This is a genomic window from Dysgonomonas sp. UBA7630, assembly GCF_002483985.1.
GTDB lineage: Bacteria > Bacteroidota > Bacteroidia > Bacteroidales > Dysgonomonadaceae > Dysgonomonas.
In genome coordinates this window covers 92,003-109,159 of sequence record NZ_DLIY01000006.1, presented here as the reverse complement: position 1 = coordinate 109,159, position 17,157 = coordinate 92,003, and the positions used below count along the sequence as shown (strand labels likewise).

The window sequence follows — 17,157 nt, the reverse complement described above, 5'->3', positions numbered from 1 at the left end:
AAACCGTATTTCTTGCTTAAAATGTCTTGAGTCGGTTTTACCGGATTATCCCAATCGGATAAAGAATTACTAAATCCGAATCTGAAATGAATTTCATAAGGTGGTTCGGGTATTTTTATTTTAGGTAAAAGCCAGAGTAAGATATTCTCGTATTGTTTATATTTTTCTGTCTTATATCGTTTACCTTGCCATGCTTCGTTTATTGAGAGAGGTTTAATGTCGATGCGTACCATTTTATATTTAAAATATAAAAATGCTCAACAAAAGCCTCTTTTTACAAACTCCTATCAATTGCCTGTTTCAAATTCATATTCGCAGCGTGCCAATCGAATGATTTGAGCATCCATACTCTATACTCTTTCGGTATATCTTTAAAGTTTTCACCCTTATATTTTCCGAAAGGCATAGTTTCAAGAGGTTTGTCAATATTAGAACTGCTTTTCTGTATTTCTTTCTCAGCATCACCTTTCTTTATTGTTCCAATCTCATGTATAGGAATACCAGAAAGAAGTCTTCCATCAGTACCGTACATTTTCCAGATTCGCTCTTTCTCAAACGTTATATCTTCTACTTTCCCGAATCGGTCTACATTACCGGCAAGGTCTGATATCAAGCAATTCTCTTTTTCATCATCGATACGAGTACCACGACCTAATATCTGATAATACAGAGCGATAGAAGCTGTTGAGATACCGAGAATAATACAATCGATCTTAGTGTAGTCAAATCCTGTTGAGAGAACACGCACGTTGAATATGACGCGGATATTACCTTTTCTGAATTCGGAGATCACTCGCTCACGTTCCGATGCGTGCATACCTGAATAAATGGCTGCCGAATTTGGATATTCTTGTGCAAATTGAATCGCTTCATCTATAGATCGGACAGATATATCTAATTATTTCTCTAAAGCATATGGATCTGATTAATTAATGTGTTATATTTGTAATGAGTAATTAATGTACGGACAAGCGTGTTCAATACCAAGACACAATATGATATTTTGAAATATCCCAAAGTGTTCACCTTTATAAATATTGGTAACATAGATATTTGATATGTAGTTATCTAACTAAAAAATAATGGATTCCGTCCATACCGCCAAAGTTAAAGCCAAAAGGCGAAAAAAAAGTTAGTTAAATCCTACAATATCAATATATTGTAGGATTTTTCTTTTTATCCATGTAGCCAGAAAAAGACATAAAACGGGCATCGAACGCCCTAATTCGTTCCCCAAAGTGTTCACCCTAGATTATCTTTAATTGACAGTGTATCAGATGTTTTTGGAAGTACTAGATTTACTCATTCGAAAAACAATAATGTTTTATTTGTAATTTAAAAGTACATTCAATGTCATTTATTACATCCGTCGAGACAAACTTAAAAAGGGCGGAACAGCACCTATCTTTTGTCGGATTACCATCTCTTAGGAAAAGGTCAGTTTTAATATAAAAGCTGTAATAAATACAGGTATATGGGAATCAAGTGCAGGCAGAGCAATCGGTAAAAGCAGAGAATCTTTAAGTATCAATAAGATATAGATTCTTATACCAGGTTGCAGTGAATAATTGTTGTCCTGAGAAGTATATACGAGCCTTATTTTTTTATCTTATTTACTGCTATTAAAGTTTTGCAGCCGATAATATTTTCAAAATCTTTTCCGAGCATGATCATGCCTCCTTTAGTACTAATAAAGAAGATCGCAGCTATTATCATAGGTTTTATCGGCTCTGCTGAACAAGTCAAAATAATAACTAATTTTGTAAGAACAATAAAAACATTGAAACCCGAAATACGTTATTTCTATGATCCTGTTATGGGTGATATTGACAAACGGCAGTGCATGGGATCGGATGTTCCGAAATAGGCAAACAGTACTGAAAGCGATAAATTATAATTCCAGCTCGGAAATAAAACAAAAATGGTTAGAGAAATATGTGCAAAATAAAATTTATTCGTACTGTAGGGCTTCTTGTTATAAAAAATGACAAGCTGCTCCTAGCTTATAGTAATAATAAAAGAGCATGGTATTTGCCCGGAGGAAAAATTGAGACGGATGAATTAGCTCAACAATCTTTAGTGAGAGAAATATGGGAAGAACTAACTCTCAAAATAGATGTTAAGTTGCTAAAATACTATTGCCATATTACTGCGCCCGCATATGGTGAAGAGGAAAATCTGATAATGGAGCAAGATTGTTATTTATACGAACTGCACGAAAATATATCCCCGAATAATGAGATCGAAGCTATCAAGTTTTTTGATAGTTATAGCTATGAACAGGAACCGGCACAAGTTATAGGTGTACTTCAGATATTTAAAAGACTAAAGGCTGATGGATTAGTAATTTAAGGAGAAGTTCCTAACAGAAAATATTATTCTTATAAATAGACGAATTTACTAAATACAATATATTCTAATCGACAGCCTCGCACTTTTTTCTGACTACGGTATGTCCCCAGTTGTTTATCGCTTCGAGAGCAGGCACGAAGGTATGTCCAAATGGAGTGAGTTTGTATATAACTTTCATTGGAGGCTTTTCGCCATACACAGTTCTTGATATTAATCCGACTTCTTCCAGTTGTTTCAATTGGAGGCTCAATGTCATCTCGGTTATATCCGGCATTTCCTTTCGCAATTGGCTATAACGCTTTTCTCCATCTTTTAAGTAATATAATATCACTACTTTCCACTTTCCTCCAATCATATCCATTGCCAAACTGACTGTGCAATGATACATTTTTCCATTAAATTCAATATTCTTTGCCATACCTCCAACCTATCCATTATGATAGTTATTGCAAAGGTAAATTACTATAATTAGTTTTGCAACTAAAATTATTATAGTATGGCATTACTTATTTTAGCTCATCCCAATTTTAATAAATCGATAGCAAATAAAACTATTGTAGAACGATTGCAAAAAAGTAATTTGGATATAGAAATTCGAAACTTGCACGCTCTTTATCCTGACTTTAGTATTGATGTGCAAGCCGAACAGGACGCTTTGTTGAGGCACAATACAGTCGTGTTTCAGTATCCATTTTACTGGTACAATATGCCTGCAATCTTAAAGCAGTGGTTTGACTATGTATTTGTTCATCAGTTTGCTTATGGTTCACAAGGTGACAAACTAAAAGGCAAGAATTTTGTACCGAGTTTTACCGTAGGTGCATTTGAAGACCAGTATAGAACACTTGAAAAGCATCATTTTCGGGTTTTAGAATTTTGTAAAAATATGGAACAGACAGCATATTTTGCACAAATGAATTACATTGACCCTGTATATTTTCATGGAACATCCGGTGTGTCCGGTTATGGTGAGTATGAAATAAAAGACAGGGCTGAAAGACATGCTGAAAAACTAATATCTCTATTATCTGAATGCAGTAAAAAAGTTTAGCAAATATATGCAAAATTGAGAATGACTCTTGTCAGGTCTATTGCTTAAATCACATCTCATAGTGGAATAGAAAGCAAGTCAAGTAAGAGATATAAAGCTTCAATTATTATTATAGAAAAAGTAATTAAAAATAATCAGAAAAATACGGTTGATTATCTGGTATTATTTGTTCTAGGACTTCAATGATATCATTATCTGCCTGAAGTCGTTCAATCCGATGCAGATATGAAGGACTACGATACGACATAAGCATAGTTGTCAATGTTTGAATATCGAGATATACAGGCTTACCTACAGCTTCACTTGTATGAGTAAGCCTGCCTTTATCATCTTTAACTAAGCCAAACGCTCCCCTATTCCATTCTGCGATCGAATCGGAAACTACAAAATGGAAAGGAGTAAATACATCCAGGTTTTTAAACGGAAAATTATTAAGAAATTCAACCACATCAACTATTCTAGCCATATAATAAGGTTCGATTGTCTCTTGTATCTGTCCATCATCCAAAAAGAAATGAAGAGGATCATTCTTGTATATATTTCCTTGTACCTCTTCTATCATTGAGTAATGAGCATAAACAAAATTCCATAGTCCTATTCTTGCTTCTTGATTTAGATATATAATATCTTTGATATGAAATATATCTTCTTCTATCCAATATAAGATATATCCTTGCGGAATGTCATCTTTATCATAATAAACAGCCGCGGTTCTTTCCTCTTCATTTTCCCATCTCCAATATTCCTCCCACTCTTGTGTAGCTCGTATTAAAGCCCCGTGGTTGCTCCGTGCAAATTTATCATAGACCGAGATTACATCCGGATCGTTAACAGATAATCTTTCAGCAAAGCCTTTTACGGCAATGTTTTTGGGTATCTGGCTATCTTTTATTGTAAAAGTCAAATGATCGGACATTATCTCCCACCCTTTACGCCGATAATAAGGGATAGAATAGGGATAGAGATAAGAGATCCATTGTCCTTTATTCTTCATTATTTCTAGACCTGATTTTATGAGATCATTCATCAAACCAAGGTTTGCATATTCAGGATATGTACCTACTCCTGTTAACCCTCCCATTGAAAATATTTTTCCATGAATATTTACTTGACAGGGATAAATACATAATTGAGAGATTAGCTGATCATCATTAAACCATCCAATAACATCTGCATTCTTGAGAATGGGACGTTTAGACTTTACAATCTCGCCATCCTTATATCCACTTTGCAGGATATCGTTATTGGTTACCTGAAATACATAACGCAACAATTCATTAAATTGGTCTATATATTCTAAGCCAAAAGGTTTTAAGATTAAACGCTCCCTTATTTTATTTCTTTCCATAACTGGAATTATGTTATTTATAAAAGGTCTTAAGTTTTCTTATTTAACAGGATACAGAAAAAAAATGTTTACATTATATCTATACTGTAAGAGGACAGAAATAAATATTCCGATTTCTTTCCTTTAAAATTAACCTAATTAGCCCATTCTGCATTTACTAATATCGGAAAATGATCTGAAGGAAATTTGCCGATGTTATAAGTATCAGTTAACATTCCCCATCTTTTTGTCTTAAAGTGCTTACTGAAATAGATATGATCCAATATTTCGTTGTTGCTTATAATAGCTCTATCTAAATTGTCTAATTCTTCAAGAGGCTTTCCCCAAGCATTATATGACGAGTTATTGGCATACGGTTGTTCAACATCATAATAGGTATCTCTTAAGACTTCCGAGTTATTAAGAAGCTGAGCCCAAGAACTATCCATTCCTCCATTTAGGTCTCCCATAAATATGACGGGATTATCCCCTACTATTTCTTTGATTTTAGTCAATATCAATTTACTACTTTCGTTGCGTGCATAATCTTTTTCATAATCATAATGAGCACTGAAAACGAAGAAGCTCTTGCCTGATTTGATATCCTGTAATTCAACCCATGTACAAATACGGTTGCAACAAGGAGCATCCCAACTTTTAGAAGGTACATTAGGTGTGGCAGACAACCAGAAGTCTCCATTACTCAGTACTCTGTATTTGTCTGTTTTGTAAAATATTGCGGAATGCTCCCCTTGTCCGTTACCGTCTCTTCCCTCCCCGTAATAATCATAACCGGGTAGAGCAATTTTCATATCCTTTAATTGATTCGGTAAAGCCTCCTGAGTTCCAAAGAAATCAAAGTCGTGATACTGTACTAACTTTGCAATATACGGAAAGCGATCTTTCCACATATTACCCACATCGGATGAATTGTCATTTCTAACATTATACGTTCCTACATTAAATTTTTGTGCATTTAGAGTAAAGGCAGTCATGAATAATACTGCACTAATAAAAATTTGTTTCATTATTTAATTAATTTGAGAATTAAAGGTAATAAGTAAATATAATTTCTTGATGATATATTCTCAGATTATAACTTTCTATAACGGTTTATGCAATAGAACTGATAAAAAAACTTATATATCGATACATATGATAAACTATGTTATTATGAGTTGTAACCAATCATCAGAGTTGGTGCACTTGATACAAACTACACTTTTATCACTTAAATAAATGTAACAAATTCTCCATCTCAGCCCAATATATATGAGTATATCCTGCAATTACATTTTTGTAGCGTAATAACTTTGTATCTACTGGAACCTCCTTTGCATTATACTGCTGCGTTATACTTTCCATGTTATTTTCAATATGTGAATAATGAAATTCGTGTCCTCTAATAGTTATACTATTATATTCAAATTGACGGTATCCTAATTTAAGCTTCATGTTTTCCATTGAAGCCTTTTGCTTGAAAATATCTACCATTGGATATTCTATCCCATCCTTATCTGCTATAGATGAAGACAGATACATCATTCCACCACATTCTGCAAGAATATTTCCTCCATTTTCCGCATAATCCTTAATAGCCCTATGTAGCAGTTTATTTTCGCTTAGCTGTTTTGCATATAATTCAGGATATCCTCCCGGGAAATAAACAAAATCTGACTTTGGCAAATATCTGTCTGTTAAAGGACTAAAGAAGGTCACCTCTCCTATTTTTCTTAAATATTCTATATTTTCATGATACATAAAATTGAAGGCTTCGTCGGCTGCAACTGCTATTTTCAGATTCAGAGAGGAATGTTCTTTAATTCGATGTAATTCTGGATTTCCTATTTTGACTTGCGTATATGATAGCAATTTATCAATATCAATATGTTTTTCTACAATTGATGCGGCAATATTAGCAAAGTCATCTAGAAGAAAATCTTGATCGATACTTAATCCCAAATGACGTGAAGGCACAGTCAGATTTTCATTTTTAGGCAGGTAGCCTAATGGGACTATACCGACATCGTGGCAAGCATCTGCGAGAAATTTATAATGACTTTCGGATCCAACATAGTTAAAAATTACTCCTAAGACATTTATCTTTTCATAAAATTCTTTGAATCCATACAATAACGGAGCTGCTGAATATGCCATAGATTTGGCATTTATAACCATAACAACAGGGATATTCAATAGTCCTGCAATTTCGGCACTGCTTCCTTTCATCTTGTCATATCCATCAAATAGCCCCATCACTCCTTCAGTAATACAAGCATCATTTCCTGATGCGTATTTTGAGTACAGATATCTGACGTGATTCTCTGTTGATAAGAATAAATCGAGATTAACCGACTTTTTACCTGAAGCCATATCATGATATTTGGTATCTATATAATCTGGTCCACACTTAAATGGTTGTACTTTAAGCCCTCTGTTCTTTAATGCTCTCAATAAGCCTAAAGTAACCGTTGTTTTTCCTGAACCCGAACTTGGCGCAGCTATAAGAAAGCTGGAAATCTCTTTCATGAGTAATCTGGTTTTATTTTCAGCAAAAGTATAAAAAGCCATCAATGAAATGAATTTTACCAAGAAAATATATTTTTTAAGAATTCTTTTTAATCCTATTTTTTTTCAATTACCTTTGAAGCCGCTTAGGTGATGTATTCAGACATTCGTCTGTTGCATAAAAGGGAATTCGGTCAGAATCCGAAACAGTGCCCGCTACTGTGAATTCCATAAAATTTTGAGTATCACCACTGCCACTGTCACAATGATGGGAAGGCCTCTCAAAATGGAACAAGTCAGGAAACCTGCCTAGCATAAATTAATAGATATTCCCGGGGTCAGGAATATAATTAACTAACATTATACTTCTTTTTTAATGAAACTAAGAATTATGCTAACAGCATTGCTATGCTGTATTGCAAGTATTTCGTTCGCTCAGTTGAGCTTGCGCGGAAGAGTTGTTGATGAAAATGAAAAGCCGATCGCTGGCGCCAGCGTATGGATTGAGTACACAACCATTGGAACATCCACAGATTTGAAGGGTGAGTTTAGTCTTGAAAAAATCCCGGAAGGTAATAATCTTCTAAGAATTAGTGCACTGGATTATAATGGAGCTCGTGAGACAATAAACAGATCTAATGACAACATCCTTATTCGTATGAAACATTCCCCTCTTAAACTGAATGAAGTAGTAGTAACAGGTACCGGCACAATCAACAAACTTAAAAACTCGCCCGTTGCAATAGATGTTATTTCTCAGAGGGAACTCCAAAACACGAATATTCCTACCTTCGAAAATGCCATGATTGCCTTAAATCCCTCTATGTCATTCACTCCTAATGCAATGGGTTCGTATATGCAGCTGAATGGATTAAGTAATAGATATATACTTGTGTTAGTCGATGGAAAAAAGCTTGGGGGCGATGTGGGTGGTAACGTCGATCTGAACCGCATTGATATGGGAAATATCAAGCGTATAGAAGTCTTGAAAGGAGCCGCCTCTTCTTTATATGGTTCGGATGCAATAGCTGGAGTTATTAATATTATAACCAATAAGCCAAAAGATTTGGTGAACTTCTCTACAGAGACACGCCTCTCTTAGTATGGACAATTTACTCAAAATGCTAACCTGTACTTGAATGTAGGAGGTTTCTCCTCCTCTACTTCTTTTCAGCGAAATCAGGCTGACGGTTGGCAACTTAATAAAAAGGAAATAATAAACGATGAAGAAGTAGATACGGATAAACAAGCCATGTTACGCTTCTATTCAGATGTTTTCAGCCAGCGTTTTGGTTATAAAGCGACAAAAGAATTGAGCATGTATGTAGAGGGAAGTCTTTTCGACAAAAAGTTTAAACGACCTGTAAGTGCTTATGGGTTCGATATGAAATATGTCGACTATTCGTTTGGTGCCGGTGCAAAATATTTATTGAAAAATAATGGTTTGATTTCATTAGACTGGAATACCGACCGTTTTGAATATTTTAAAGCTTACCTGAAAGAAACCAAAGACAAAAACGGTGTCACATTTATGCCGGGAGATGAAGAATTTGTGAGAAGGCAGAAGTACAATAATGTAAATTTGAAAGGTACATTCAACGCCGGAAAGTTCAATAAAGTAACTGTAGGGTCAGAGTACAAGGTAGACAACCTATATGCTCCGGCAGATAGCATCGGAGGTTCCAGAAATGTTTATACGCTGGCTTTTTATGCTCAGGATGAAATAAATCTTTTCGGAAAGCTGAATATTGTTCCCGGAGTTAGATATATATACAATGAAACCTTCAAAAACAGGGTTACACCTAAAGTCAGCGCGATGTATACTCTTAATGATTTCAATTTCAGAGTATCATACGCTACAGGTTTTAAAACACCTGACTTAAAACAGTTATTCATGAAAACTGAAGTTACCAGCAAAGGTAAAACCACTTTAAGTGTAGGGAATAAAGATCTGAAGCCCGAAAGCTCAAACTATTATTCTGTCAATGCTGAATATATAAAGGATTTTCTTTCATTGGCTGTTACAGGTTATGTTAACAACCTTAAAAACAAAATCGACACATATGAAATAGAATTAACACCTGAAGAAATAGCTGAAGGATATAATAAGAAATCATCGTATCATAATATAGGTAGATCTCGTATTCAAGGTGTAGACTTTACTTTTAATTCATACCTTGGTTATAACCTTACCTTAGGAGGAGGATATAGTTATGTGAATGCTAAAGACCTAGATACAGGTAAGCGTCTTCAACGTATAAGTCGTCATACAGGAAATGTTAACCTGAATTGGTTTAAAGATTTCGGGTTATTCAAGTCAAATTTTAATTTAAACGGACGCCTGCAAAGCCGTAGATATTATGATGATGGTGATGATGCACGTGCTTATCAATTATGGAACTTTGCTACACGTCATACATTCAAGAGTATAAATGGTCTTGTATTTGAACCGGGTTTAGGTATTGAAAATATCTTTGACTTTGTAGATGATAAACCTTTCAACCGCAATTATGCGACTTTATCACCCGGACGTACATTTTATGCCAGCCTGAAAATTAAGTTTAGTAAGTAAGATTGTTTATGAAATCTTCAAACTTATTATACCTCTTTGTTTTCTGCTCAATTCTTTATTCCTGTTCTTCGATCGGGAATAAGGAGAATGAAAATATTGAAAAATATCAGCTAAGACATGCTCGTGGATTCAATGTAGAACAATATGAAGATTACAAATTGGTAACCGTACGTGACCCTTGGGATACAGTGCGTACTCTCTACCGATATATATTAATTGATCGTGATAAAGAAATTCCGACGAACCTGCCTAAAGGAACTATCGTAAAAGTACCATTGCCAACTGTGATCGCTTTTTCTACGATTCAATGTAGTATGTTGCAAGAAATAGATGAACATCATCGTATAACAGGGGTCTGTCAGGCCAAATATATAGACCTGCCTTATATCCAAGAACGATTGAAAGCCGGAAAGATTATAGATTTGGGCAGTATGCATAAACCGGATGTTGAACAATTAATCAATCTGATGCCATCTGCACTTATTGTATCAGCGATGGAAACCGGCATGGGCTATTTGGATAAGTTAAGAATTCCTATCATTGCTACTACTGACTATATGGAAGATACTGCTCTCGGTCGTGCCGAATGGATACGCTTCCATGCATTGTTTTACGGAAAAAAAGCGCTAGCCGACTCGCTTTTCCAAGAAACAGAACGCAGATACAATGAAATAAAAGATAGGGTAAAGAATGCATCTAATAAACCAACAGTATTCAACGACCTGAAATTTGGTAAAACATGGCGAATTGCTGGAGGAAAAAGCTATCTGGCAAATCTGATACGTGATGCGGGAGGCGAATACGTTTGGAATGATGATAATTCAACCGGATCGACACGCTTGTCTGCCGAAATGGTACTCGACAAAGCAGGATTGGCTGATATCTGGCTGTTGAAGTACAATCGAGAAGAAGATTTCACATATAATAGGTTGAAACAAGAAGATAAAATATATGCCCAGTTTGGTGCTTTTAATAAAAAACAGATATGGGGATGTAATACCGGCAGAGTCCATTATTTTGAGGATTTGCCGATTCATCCCGATTCTATATTGAAAGACATGGCAAAAATATTTCATCCGAATTTATTCACAGATAATAAATTAAGCTATTTCAAATCATTAGATGAAGAGATATTATGAAAAGGATTTTATTATATATTATGATACTATTTACCACTGTTGCAACATTTGCACATAGTGGAGGTAGTTACGAGTATTCTGATATTTTTAAAAGTATGCAGGCAAACGATAAAGCTGCTATTCTGATAGTTCATTTTGGTACTACTCATGACGACACTCGCGAACTGACAATAGAAGCTTTAAATAATCAGGTGAAACAAGTTTTCCCTTCCATTGAAGTAAGAGAAGCATATTCTTCACGTATTGTTATCAAAAGGCTTTCTGTACGTGGTATCTATAAAGTGAATCCATTAGAAGCTTTAAAACAACTTCATGCTGATGGATACACACATATATTAATACAGTCTTCCACTATTATCGATGGAGTGGAAATGGAATCTTTGTACAAAAATGTAGAAGATGTGAGCGGACTGTTTAAGGATGTACGTATAGGTACGCCATTGCTTTATTCTCCACAAGACTACGAAGAAGTTATAAAGGTTTTAACCGTAGAAAATAAAAAAAATGTTGCCTATATATGGGTCGGACATGGAACTTATGATGCTACTACAGCCCAATATGCGATGCTCGATTATATGCTTAAAGCGAAGGGGCATACAAACTGCTTTGTAGGAACTGTAGAAGGCTATCCCGAATTTGATGATGTTTTAGCACAATTAAAGGATTCGGGCTTGAAAGAGGTTGTTCTTATGCCATTTATGTTTGTAGCCGGAGAACATGCAAAGAATGATATTGCTGGAGATTGGGTCGAAAATCTTAAAAAAGAAGGTTTATCTGTAACTGAAAACCTTCAGGGGCTAGGAGAAAACCCTAAAATCAGGGAAATATATTTATCTCATCTACAATTTATAACTACTCATCGTAAAATCGATATAATGGAGAAAAAATCCATATATGAAAAAACGGGAGAAAAGATAACACCTGAATACTAAAGGTTTATCTATAGGACACTTAAAAAGCTAATATTTTTTACTAATGTTTATGAAACGTATACTTTATATAATAATTATCATAATATTTTCCGTAAATACTTTTGCTCAGAACAAAAGTATGACCGATACTGTATATTCTATCCAGGAAGTTGAGATACTCGGAACATCCAAAAAGAAAGTAGAGATAGGAAAACTGAATGTTCCTTTACAATATCTACCAATGTCAGTAAGTACAGTTTCTTACAAAGATCTCGAAATAAGAGGAATCTCAAATATTGAAGATGCTGTGAAATTTTTACCCGGTGTAAGAATGAATACCAGCTATGGAGCCTTTCAGACGCTCTATGTGCGAGGTATGACTTATACGCCCATTATGATTGACGGAGTAAGAGATGAGCGTACTATGATAAATTCGTATCCCTTTTCTGATCTTACCAATGTAGAATCTATGGAACTTTTGAAAGGACCTGCTTCTGTATTGTATGGGCATTCTGTATTGGGAGGAGTATTGAATATTGTAAGGAAATCTCCTACACCTCAAACTGTAGTTAACATGAAAATGTCGTATGGCAGTTGGAACAACAAGCAGGCAAATATGGATTTCGGAGGTAACCTTGCCGGTCCGGTGAATTACCGTGCAAATTTTAATTATGGCGATCAGGATGGATGGCGTGCTACAGGTAACAAGCGGCTCTCCGGATATTTAGCTCTTGGTGCAGATATCGATGCGACAAGTAAAATTGATGTAAGGGGTAGTTTTCATCGAGACTGGTATGGTACTGAAACAGGACTTCCTCCTGTAATGATGGCCGATGTATATAACACAGACGGCACTCTTTACTTGAAGGCAGGGCAAGAAATCCCGGGATTAAATGAAAAGAAGAGATATAATAATGAATCTGATTTTCTTAAAAACAACGGATGGGATATATCAGGAAAGTATGAGAAAAAATTCAGCAAGTCTATGAAGTTAACAAATTATTTATCATACAAGTATGATGACATAAATTATCTGGGAACAGAAGAGCTCAGCTATTTGTACAGTATGAATTCTGTATACAAACATTATATAGATAAGGGGACTTACAAGATGTATATAAATCTCGACTCTGTTCAGCTTACATATCCTTTGCGTTTTTCTCATATAGCTAAAACTTTAGGTAATCAACTAGAATTATCCGGCGATTTTTATACAGGGAATATCAAACACAATTTCATAGGGGGCTATTCATTTTCTCAAATGTTTCGCAATTCATATACAGGATATAATAATGCTCCGGAAAACGATAAATTCAATAGAGAATATGATATTTATGGCCCTGGAATATACTCTATTATAGCTGTAAACAACCCTCAGAGCATGGGATACATGAAATCAAAGTTTAGTAAAGTAATTATAACCAAAGATTATACACACGGAATCTATTTTCAGGATTTAATAGAGTTTCACGAAAAATTCAAATTATTGCTGGCTGCAAGATATGATATGTACAAATATATGCGTACAGGGGCAAATACTTATGATGGCATACGTGAATATCACAAATCAGAGCAAGCTCAATATAGTATTGCGACCAATTCTGCATTTACATACCGTGCCGGAATGGTATTCCTACCCATATCAGAGCTTTCTATTTACACATCCGCAGCATCATATTTTCGTCCTTCTCGTACATTCCCTGCTGCAAATACAATTTATCTGAACCAAAATGGTAGTGAAATAGATATTGAAAGCGGAAAAGGGATTTTCGATCCGGAAAAAGGTTATCAGTTTGAAGCAGGTACCCGATATACTTATAAAAGCATTTTACAGGCATCAGCCAGTGTTTTCTACATTCGTAAGAATGATATTGTAAGAAGCTTTGGACGGTTAAGTGTGGGCTCTGATACAAACGGAAATCCTGTAATGAAGTCAATCATTGGACAGGTAGGAAGTGAAGAATCTAAGGGATTCGATATTGAAATGTCTATTACGCCAACTCATTTTTCTTCTTTCAATTTGGGATATTCTTATACAGATACAAAAACTCTTGATATACAACCCAACAAGTATGTAAGCATCGATACTCAGAATATAACATTGGTTCCTCATAATACATTTTATGCATACGGAAGTATTGTTGTTCCGAAAGGAATTTTCAGAGCTTTGTCATACAACCTGAGCGTATCTTTTATGGATAAGGTATATACGAATTATGCTAAAAGTATGTCTTTCTCATCGTACTGGCTGACAGATATGGGTATTTCTTATCCTTTAAAAAACGGTATAAGACTTTCGGGAAATGTAAATAATGTATTTGATAAGAAGTATAGTAATCAGGCTGTTTATGGTACACAACGTGTTCCGGGCATGCCTCGCAATTTTATGCTATCATTGGCATATAGCCTTAGATAATTATGTTGAAAAGAATATTATATTCTACACACAGAATACTGGGGACTATTCTCAGTATTCTGTTCGTTGTTTGGTTCCTGTCCGGATTTGTAATGATTTATCATACATTTCCTCGTGTATCTAANNGTCTCCAGATTCAGCTGTAAAATGCTTACCTGAGGGATCAACATTCTTCAAACTTTCGCTAAGATCGTATGCCGGAAAACCTTTTTTTGAAACCATGTCAAAAGAAGGCACTACCCAAATATCTGCGGATAGTGGAGCAGTATCGAATAAGATAGAAATAACCCCATCTTTTCCTCAGATAGAAGAGTATGCTAAAAAATGGTGTAATGCAGATATTGTAAAAGTAGATACCNNCTTCCCGAACTTGAACAATGGATTCCTTTTAGCTATCTAAAGAAAGATTTTCCTATTTATAAGTTCTATTTTGGAGATCAGGATAAACATCAACTTTATATATCTTCGCAAACAGGAGACGCATTGCAATTTACGAATAAAAACAATCGTTTCTGGTCATGGCTGGGTGCAATTCCCCATTGGATATACTTTACTTCATTAAGACAAAATGCAAAACTCTGGACTGATGTAATAACTTGTTTATCGGGCATAGGCTGTATTATATGCATTGCAGGTATCATTATAGGTATACGTGCGTACATCATACAGTATCGTAAAAAAAAGGAATGGGGAAGCCCATATCGAAAATTTGCATATAAATGGCATCATATTATGGGCTTTGTTTTCGGGATATTTGTTTTCACGTTTACTTTTAGTGGAATGATGTCTTTAAACGATGTTCCTGATTGGATTGCGAAAGTACACAGTCCATCTATTGAGGAAAATATGCTTCTACCCCACCCTGTTATTCTTCAGGACTACAAACTGAATGTTCAAAAAGTTGTAGAGGCTTATTCGGGAGAGATAAAGAGTGTAGAATGGGCGTATTTCGGACAAAAACCATTATACAAGGTTATCGTAGGAAAGAAACTGTTAACAATAGATGCTTCGGAAGAAAGTCTTAAACTTTTAAATCTTAAAGAAGTAGATATAAAAGGTTATATAGTTCAGATGCACATTGAGCCGATGAAAATGTCATTAATGAACGAATATGATAACTATTACGTTGGCTTAACAGACCATCTGCCATTACCCGTATACAAAGTGGAGGTGGCTGATACTGATCACAGTACTTATTATATTAATCCTAAAAATGGGAATATCCGATATTTTAATACCAACAGTAAGGTTCACAAATGGACTTATCAGGCATTGCATAGTTACAAAACCGGATTCTTTGCAAAACATCCTATTCTGTGGAACATTACAATGTGGATAACATTGATCGGCGGTACATTCGTTTCTATTACGGGGGTATGGCTAGGAATAAAATATATTATAAGAAAAGTAAGGAAGTTGAAGAAATCTCTTTGTATCAAAGAAAAAGAAGAAAAATCATTTTAATATGTCTACAGGAAAAATAATAGTTGCAGGGATAGGTCCGGGGGCGAAGGAAGATATAACTCCGGCTGTATTAAATGCCATTCGTATATCACATGTGATTGTCGGTTATAAATACTATTTTCAGTTTATTGAAGATATTATTAAGCCCGACAGCCTCTGTATCGATACAGGTATGAAAAAAGAAAAGGAACGGGCTAAAGAAGCTTTCCGATATGCAGAGCAAGGTAAAACGGTCTGTGTAATCAGTTCGGGAGATGCAGGTATTTACGGAATGGCTCCGCTTGTTTATGAGATGAAGATAGAGAAACAAAGCTCGATAGAGATTGAAGTCTTGCCCGGTGTTAGCGCTTTCCAAAAAGCCGCCGCTTTATTAGGAGCTCCTATAGGACATGATTTCTGTATCATTTCACTATCAGACCTAATGACACCCTGGGATAGGATAGAAAAAAGAATTATAGCCGCAGCTTCTGCTGACTTTGTTACAGCAATCTATAATCCAAGGAGTAATGGACGCTACTGGCAGATAAACCGCCTGATAGAATTATTTAGAAAGGAGCGTTCGCTCGAAACACCAATTGGCTATATTCGTCAGGCTGGACGTGATGAACAGCAAATTAATGTGACGACTCTGGGGGAGTTTGATCCCCAAGAGATAGATATGTTTACCATAGTCATTATCGGTAATTCTCAGTCTTATATTTTCGATGAAAATCACATTGTAACACCCCGTGGATATTACAGAGAAGAAAAGAACGAAGATGTAGGCATCGGACAGGATATAATGATACGTAGTTTCCGTACTATTGAAGGTGAATTGAAGAATAAGAACATCTCATTAGATAAGAAATGGGCTTTACTTCATGCTATTCATACGACAGCTGATTTTGATATGGAAAATATCCTATATACGGATGAAAGAGCGGTTGAAAAACTTCATTCTGAATTTGTAAATGGTAACGTAAAGACTATTATTACTGATGTTACGATGGTTGCCTCGGGGATTCGCAGAGGGGCTTTGGAGCGATTGAGTATAGATGTAAAATGTTATCTGCATGACGAACGAGTGGCTGAATTGGCTAAGCTGAAAGGTATAACTCGTACACAAGCAGGTATTCGTTTGGCTGTGGAAGAATATCCTAATGCTCTCTTTGTATTCGGAAATGCACCGACTGCGCTGATGGCACTATGCGAACTAATACGAAAAGATAAGGCAAAACCTGCGGGAATAGTAGCTGCTCCCGTTGGCTTCGTGAATGTATGTGAATCAAAGCATATGGTCAAGCCTTTTACCGATGTGCCCAAGATAATAATTGAAGGGCGTAAAGGTGGAAGCAATCTGGCTGCAACATTAGTAAACGCCATTCTCACTTTTGATGATGCGGAACAATTAAAACCGGGAAGAGACGTATAAAGTGAC

At 35.5% G+C, this 17,157-nt stretch carries 16 protein-coding genes, 1 pseudogene and 1 riboswitch; of the genes and pseudogenes, 11 read left to right on the top strand and 6 right to left on the bottom strand.

All coding sequences use genetic code 11. From position 1 onward, the window contains the following. Together B3P17_RS02985 and B3P17_RS02980 are read right to left on the bottom strand one after the other, a co-directional pair. On the bottom strand, positions 1-233 hold a 233-nt coding region (locus B3P17_RS02985; RefSeq protein WP_291103259.1), incomplete at its 3' end, for a hypothetical protein. 41 nt (positions 234-274) lie between these two features. Further along, on the bottom strand, positions 275-865 hold the full coding sequence (locus B3P17_RS02980) for a putative quorum-sensing-regulated virulence factor (RefSeq protein WP_349681150.1): 591 nt from the start codon (positions 863-865) through the stop codon (positions 275-277). A gap of 807 nt (positions 866-1,672) precedes the next feature. Here B3P17_RS02980 and B3P17_RS02975 point away from each other — a divergent pair. Both B3P17_RS02975 and B3P17_RS02970 read left to right on the top strand, forming a co-directional pair. Continuing rightward, the gene (locus B3P17_RS02975; protein WP_291103256.1) at positions 1,673-1,867 is read left to right on the top strand and encodes a hypothetical protein; all 195 of its coding nucleotides are present in this window, start codon (positions 1,673-1,675) and stop codon (positions 1,865-1,867) included. A 68-nt stretch (positions 1,868-1,935) separates the two neighbouring features. After that, positions 1,936-2,352 (top strand): NUDIX hydrolase, encoded by a 417-nt coding sequence (locus B3P17_RS02970; protein WP_252637396.1) that lies wholly within the window; start codon positions 1,936-1,938, stop codon positions 2,350-2,352. A 64-nt stretch (positions 2,353-2,416) separates the two neighbouring features. Here B3P17_RS02970 and B3P17_RS02965 read toward each other — a convergent pair whose 3' ends face one another. Continuing rightward, positions 2,417-2,770, bottom strand: coding sequence for a winged helix-turn-helix transcriptional regulator (locus tag B3P17_RS02965; RefSeq protein ID WP_252637395.1), 354 nt, complete (start codon positions 2,768-2,770; stop codon positions 2,417-2,419). Between the two features lie 78 nt (positions 2,771-2,848). Here B3P17_RS02965 and B3P17_RS02960 point away from each other — a divergent pair, with 78 nt between their 5' ends. Further along, a complete protein-coding gene (locus B3P17_RS02960) occupies positions 2,849-3,403 on the top strand; it encodes an NAD(P)H-dependent oxidoreductase (protein ID WP_252637393.1) in 555 nt (184 codons plus the stop codon). 124 nt (positions 3,404-3,527) lie between these two features. On the opposite strand, the gene B3P17_RS02955 is transcribed toward B3P17_RS02960, so the two are convergent. The 3 genes from B3P17_RS02955 to B3P17_RS02945 all read right to left on the bottom strand — a co-directional run bounded on the left by B3P17_RS02955 (position 3,528) and on the right by B3P17_RS02945 (position 7,259). Beyond that, complete coding sequence (locus B3P17_RS02955; protein WP_252637391.1) at positions 3,528-4,751, bottom strand: GNAT family N-acetyltransferase; 1,224 nt, start codon at positions 4,749-4,751, stop codon at positions 3,528-3,530. 134 nt (positions 4,752-4,885) lie between these two features. Next, positions 4,886-5,758 (bottom strand): endonuclease/exonuclease/phosphatase family protein, encoded by an 873-nt coding sequence (locus tag B3P17_RS02950; RefSeq protein WP_252637390.1) that lies wholly within the window; start codon positions 5,756-5,758, stop codon positions 4,886-4,888. 199 nt (positions 5,759-5,957) lie between these two features. Next, the gene (locus B3P17_RS02945; RefSeq protein WP_291103249.1) at positions 5,958-7,259 is read right to left on the bottom strand and encodes a cobyrinate a,c-diamide synthase; all 1,302 of its coding nucleotides are present in this window, start codon (positions 7,257-7,259) and stop codon (positions 5,958-5,960) included. A 110-nt stretch (positions 7,260-7,369) separates the two neighbouring features. Then, positions 7,370-7,565, top strand: a riboswitch (cobalamin riboswitch). A gap of 49 nt (positions 7,566-7,614) precedes the next feature. Here B3P17_RS02945 and B3P17_RS02940 point away from each other — a divergent pair. The 8 genes and pseudogenes from B3P17_RS02940 (at position 7,615) to cobJ (ending at position 17,151) form a co-directional block, all read left to right on the top strand. Beyond that, entirely contained in the window at positions 7,615-8,340 is a 726-nt protein-coding gene (locus B3P17_RS02940; RefSeq protein WP_291103246.1) for a TonB-dependent receptor, read from the top strand. Positions 8,341-8,373: 33 nt separating this feature from the next. Beyond that, on the top strand, positions 8,374-9,810 hold the full coding sequence (locus B3P17_RS02935; protein WP_291103243.1) for a TonB-dependent receptor plug domain-containing protein: 1,437 nt from the start codon (positions 8,374-8,376) through the stop codon (positions 9,808-9,810). A gap of 8 nt (positions 9,811-9,818) precedes the next feature. Further along, on the top strand, positions 9,819-10,949 hold the full coding sequence (locus B3P17_RS02930; RefSeq protein ID WP_252637387.1) for an ABC transporter substrate-binding protein: 1,131 nt from the start codon (positions 9,819-9,821) through the stop codon (positions 10,947-10,949). Then, positions 10,946-11,881, top strand: a complete 936-nt coding sequence (locus B3P17_RS02925) for a sirohydrochlorin cobaltochelatase (RefSeq protein ID WP_252637385.1) — start codon at positions 10,946-10,948, stop codon at positions 11,879-11,881. Before B3P17_RS02930 ends, B3P17_RS02925 begins: the two co-directional genes overlap by 4 nt. A 43-nt stretch (positions 11,882-11,924) precedes the next feature. Beyond that, a pseudogene (locus tag B3P17_RS15855) lies at positions 11,925-12,377 on the top strand (TonB-dependent receptor plug domain-containing protein); the annotation flags it as partial. 57 nt (positions 12,378-12,434) lie between these two features. Further along, positions 12,435-14,276, top strand: coding sequence for a TonB-dependent receptor (locus B3P17_RS02920; protein ID WP_412266425.1), 1,842 nt, complete (start codon positions 12,435-12,437; stop codon positions 14,274-14,276). A gap of 483 nt (positions 14,277-14,759) precedes the next feature. Then, complete coding sequence (locus B3P17_RS02915) at positions 14,760-15,740, top strand: PepSY domain-containing protein (RefSeq protein WP_291103236.1); 981 nt, start codon at positions 14,760-14,762, stop codon at positions 15,738-15,740. A gap of 1 nt (position 15,741) precedes the next feature. Then, complete coding sequence (gene cobJ, locus B3P17_RS02910; RefSeq protein WP_291103232.1) at positions 15,742-17,151, top strand: precorrin-3B C(17)-methyltransferase; 1,410 nt, start codon at positions 15,742-15,744, stop codon at positions 17,149-17,151. Positions 17,152-17,157 lie beyond the last annotated feature (6 nt).

What these genes read in the sequence shown, in the direction of transcription:
- B3P17_RS02950 (WP_252637390.1), bottom strand. Translation starts at nt 5,758, where the DNA reads ATGAAACAAATTTTTATTAGTGCAGTATTATTCATGACTGCCTTTACT.
- B3P17_RS02970 (WP_252637396.1), top strand. Translation starts at nt 1,936, where the DNA reads ATGTGCAAAATAAAATTTATTCGTACTGTAGGGCTTCTTGTTATAAAA.
- B3P17_RS02960 (WP_252637393.1), top strand. Translation starts at nt 2,849, where the DNA reads ATGGCATTACTTATTTTAGCTCATCCCAATTTTAATAAATCGATAGCA.
- B3P17_RS02930 (WP_252637387.1), top strand. Translation starts at nt 9,819, where the DNA reads ATGAAATCTTCAAACTTATTATACCTCTTTGTTTTCTGCTCAATTCTT.
- B3P17_RS02965 (WP_252637395.1), bottom strand. Translation starts at nt 2,770, where the DNA reads ATGGCAAAGAATATTGAATTTAATGGAAAAATGTATCATTGCACAGTC.
- B3P17_RS02975 (WP_291103256.1), top strand. Translation starts at nt 1,673, where the DNA reads ATGCCTCCTTTAGTACTAATAAAGAAGATCGCAGCTATTATCATAGGT.
- B3P17_RS02955 (WP_252637391.1), bottom strand. Translation starts at nt 4,751, where the DNA reads ATGGAAAGAAATAAAATAAGGGAGCGTTTAATCTTAAAACCTTTTGGC.
- B3P17_RS02920 (WP_412266425.1), top strand. Translation starts at nt 12,435, where the DNA reads ATGAAAATGTCGTATGGCAGTTGGAACAACAAGCAGGCAAATATGGAT.
- B3P17_RS02940 (WP_291103246.1), top strand. Translation starts at nt 7,615, where the DNA reads ATGAAACTAAGAATTATGCTAACAGCATTGCTATGCTGTATTGCAAGT.
- B3P17_RS02925 (WP_252637385.1), top strand. Translation starts at nt 10,946, where the DNA reads ATGAAAAGGATTTTATTATATATTATGATACTATTTACCACTGTTGCA.
- B3P17_RS02945 (WP_291103249.1), bottom strand. Translation starts at nt 7,259, where the DNA reads ATGAAAGAGATTTCCAGCTTTCTTATAGCTGCGCCAAGTTCGGGTTCA.
- cobJ (WP_291103232.1), top strand. Translation starts at nt 15,742, where the DNA reads ATGTCTACAGGAAAAATAATAGTTGCAGGGATAGGTCCGGGGGCGAAG.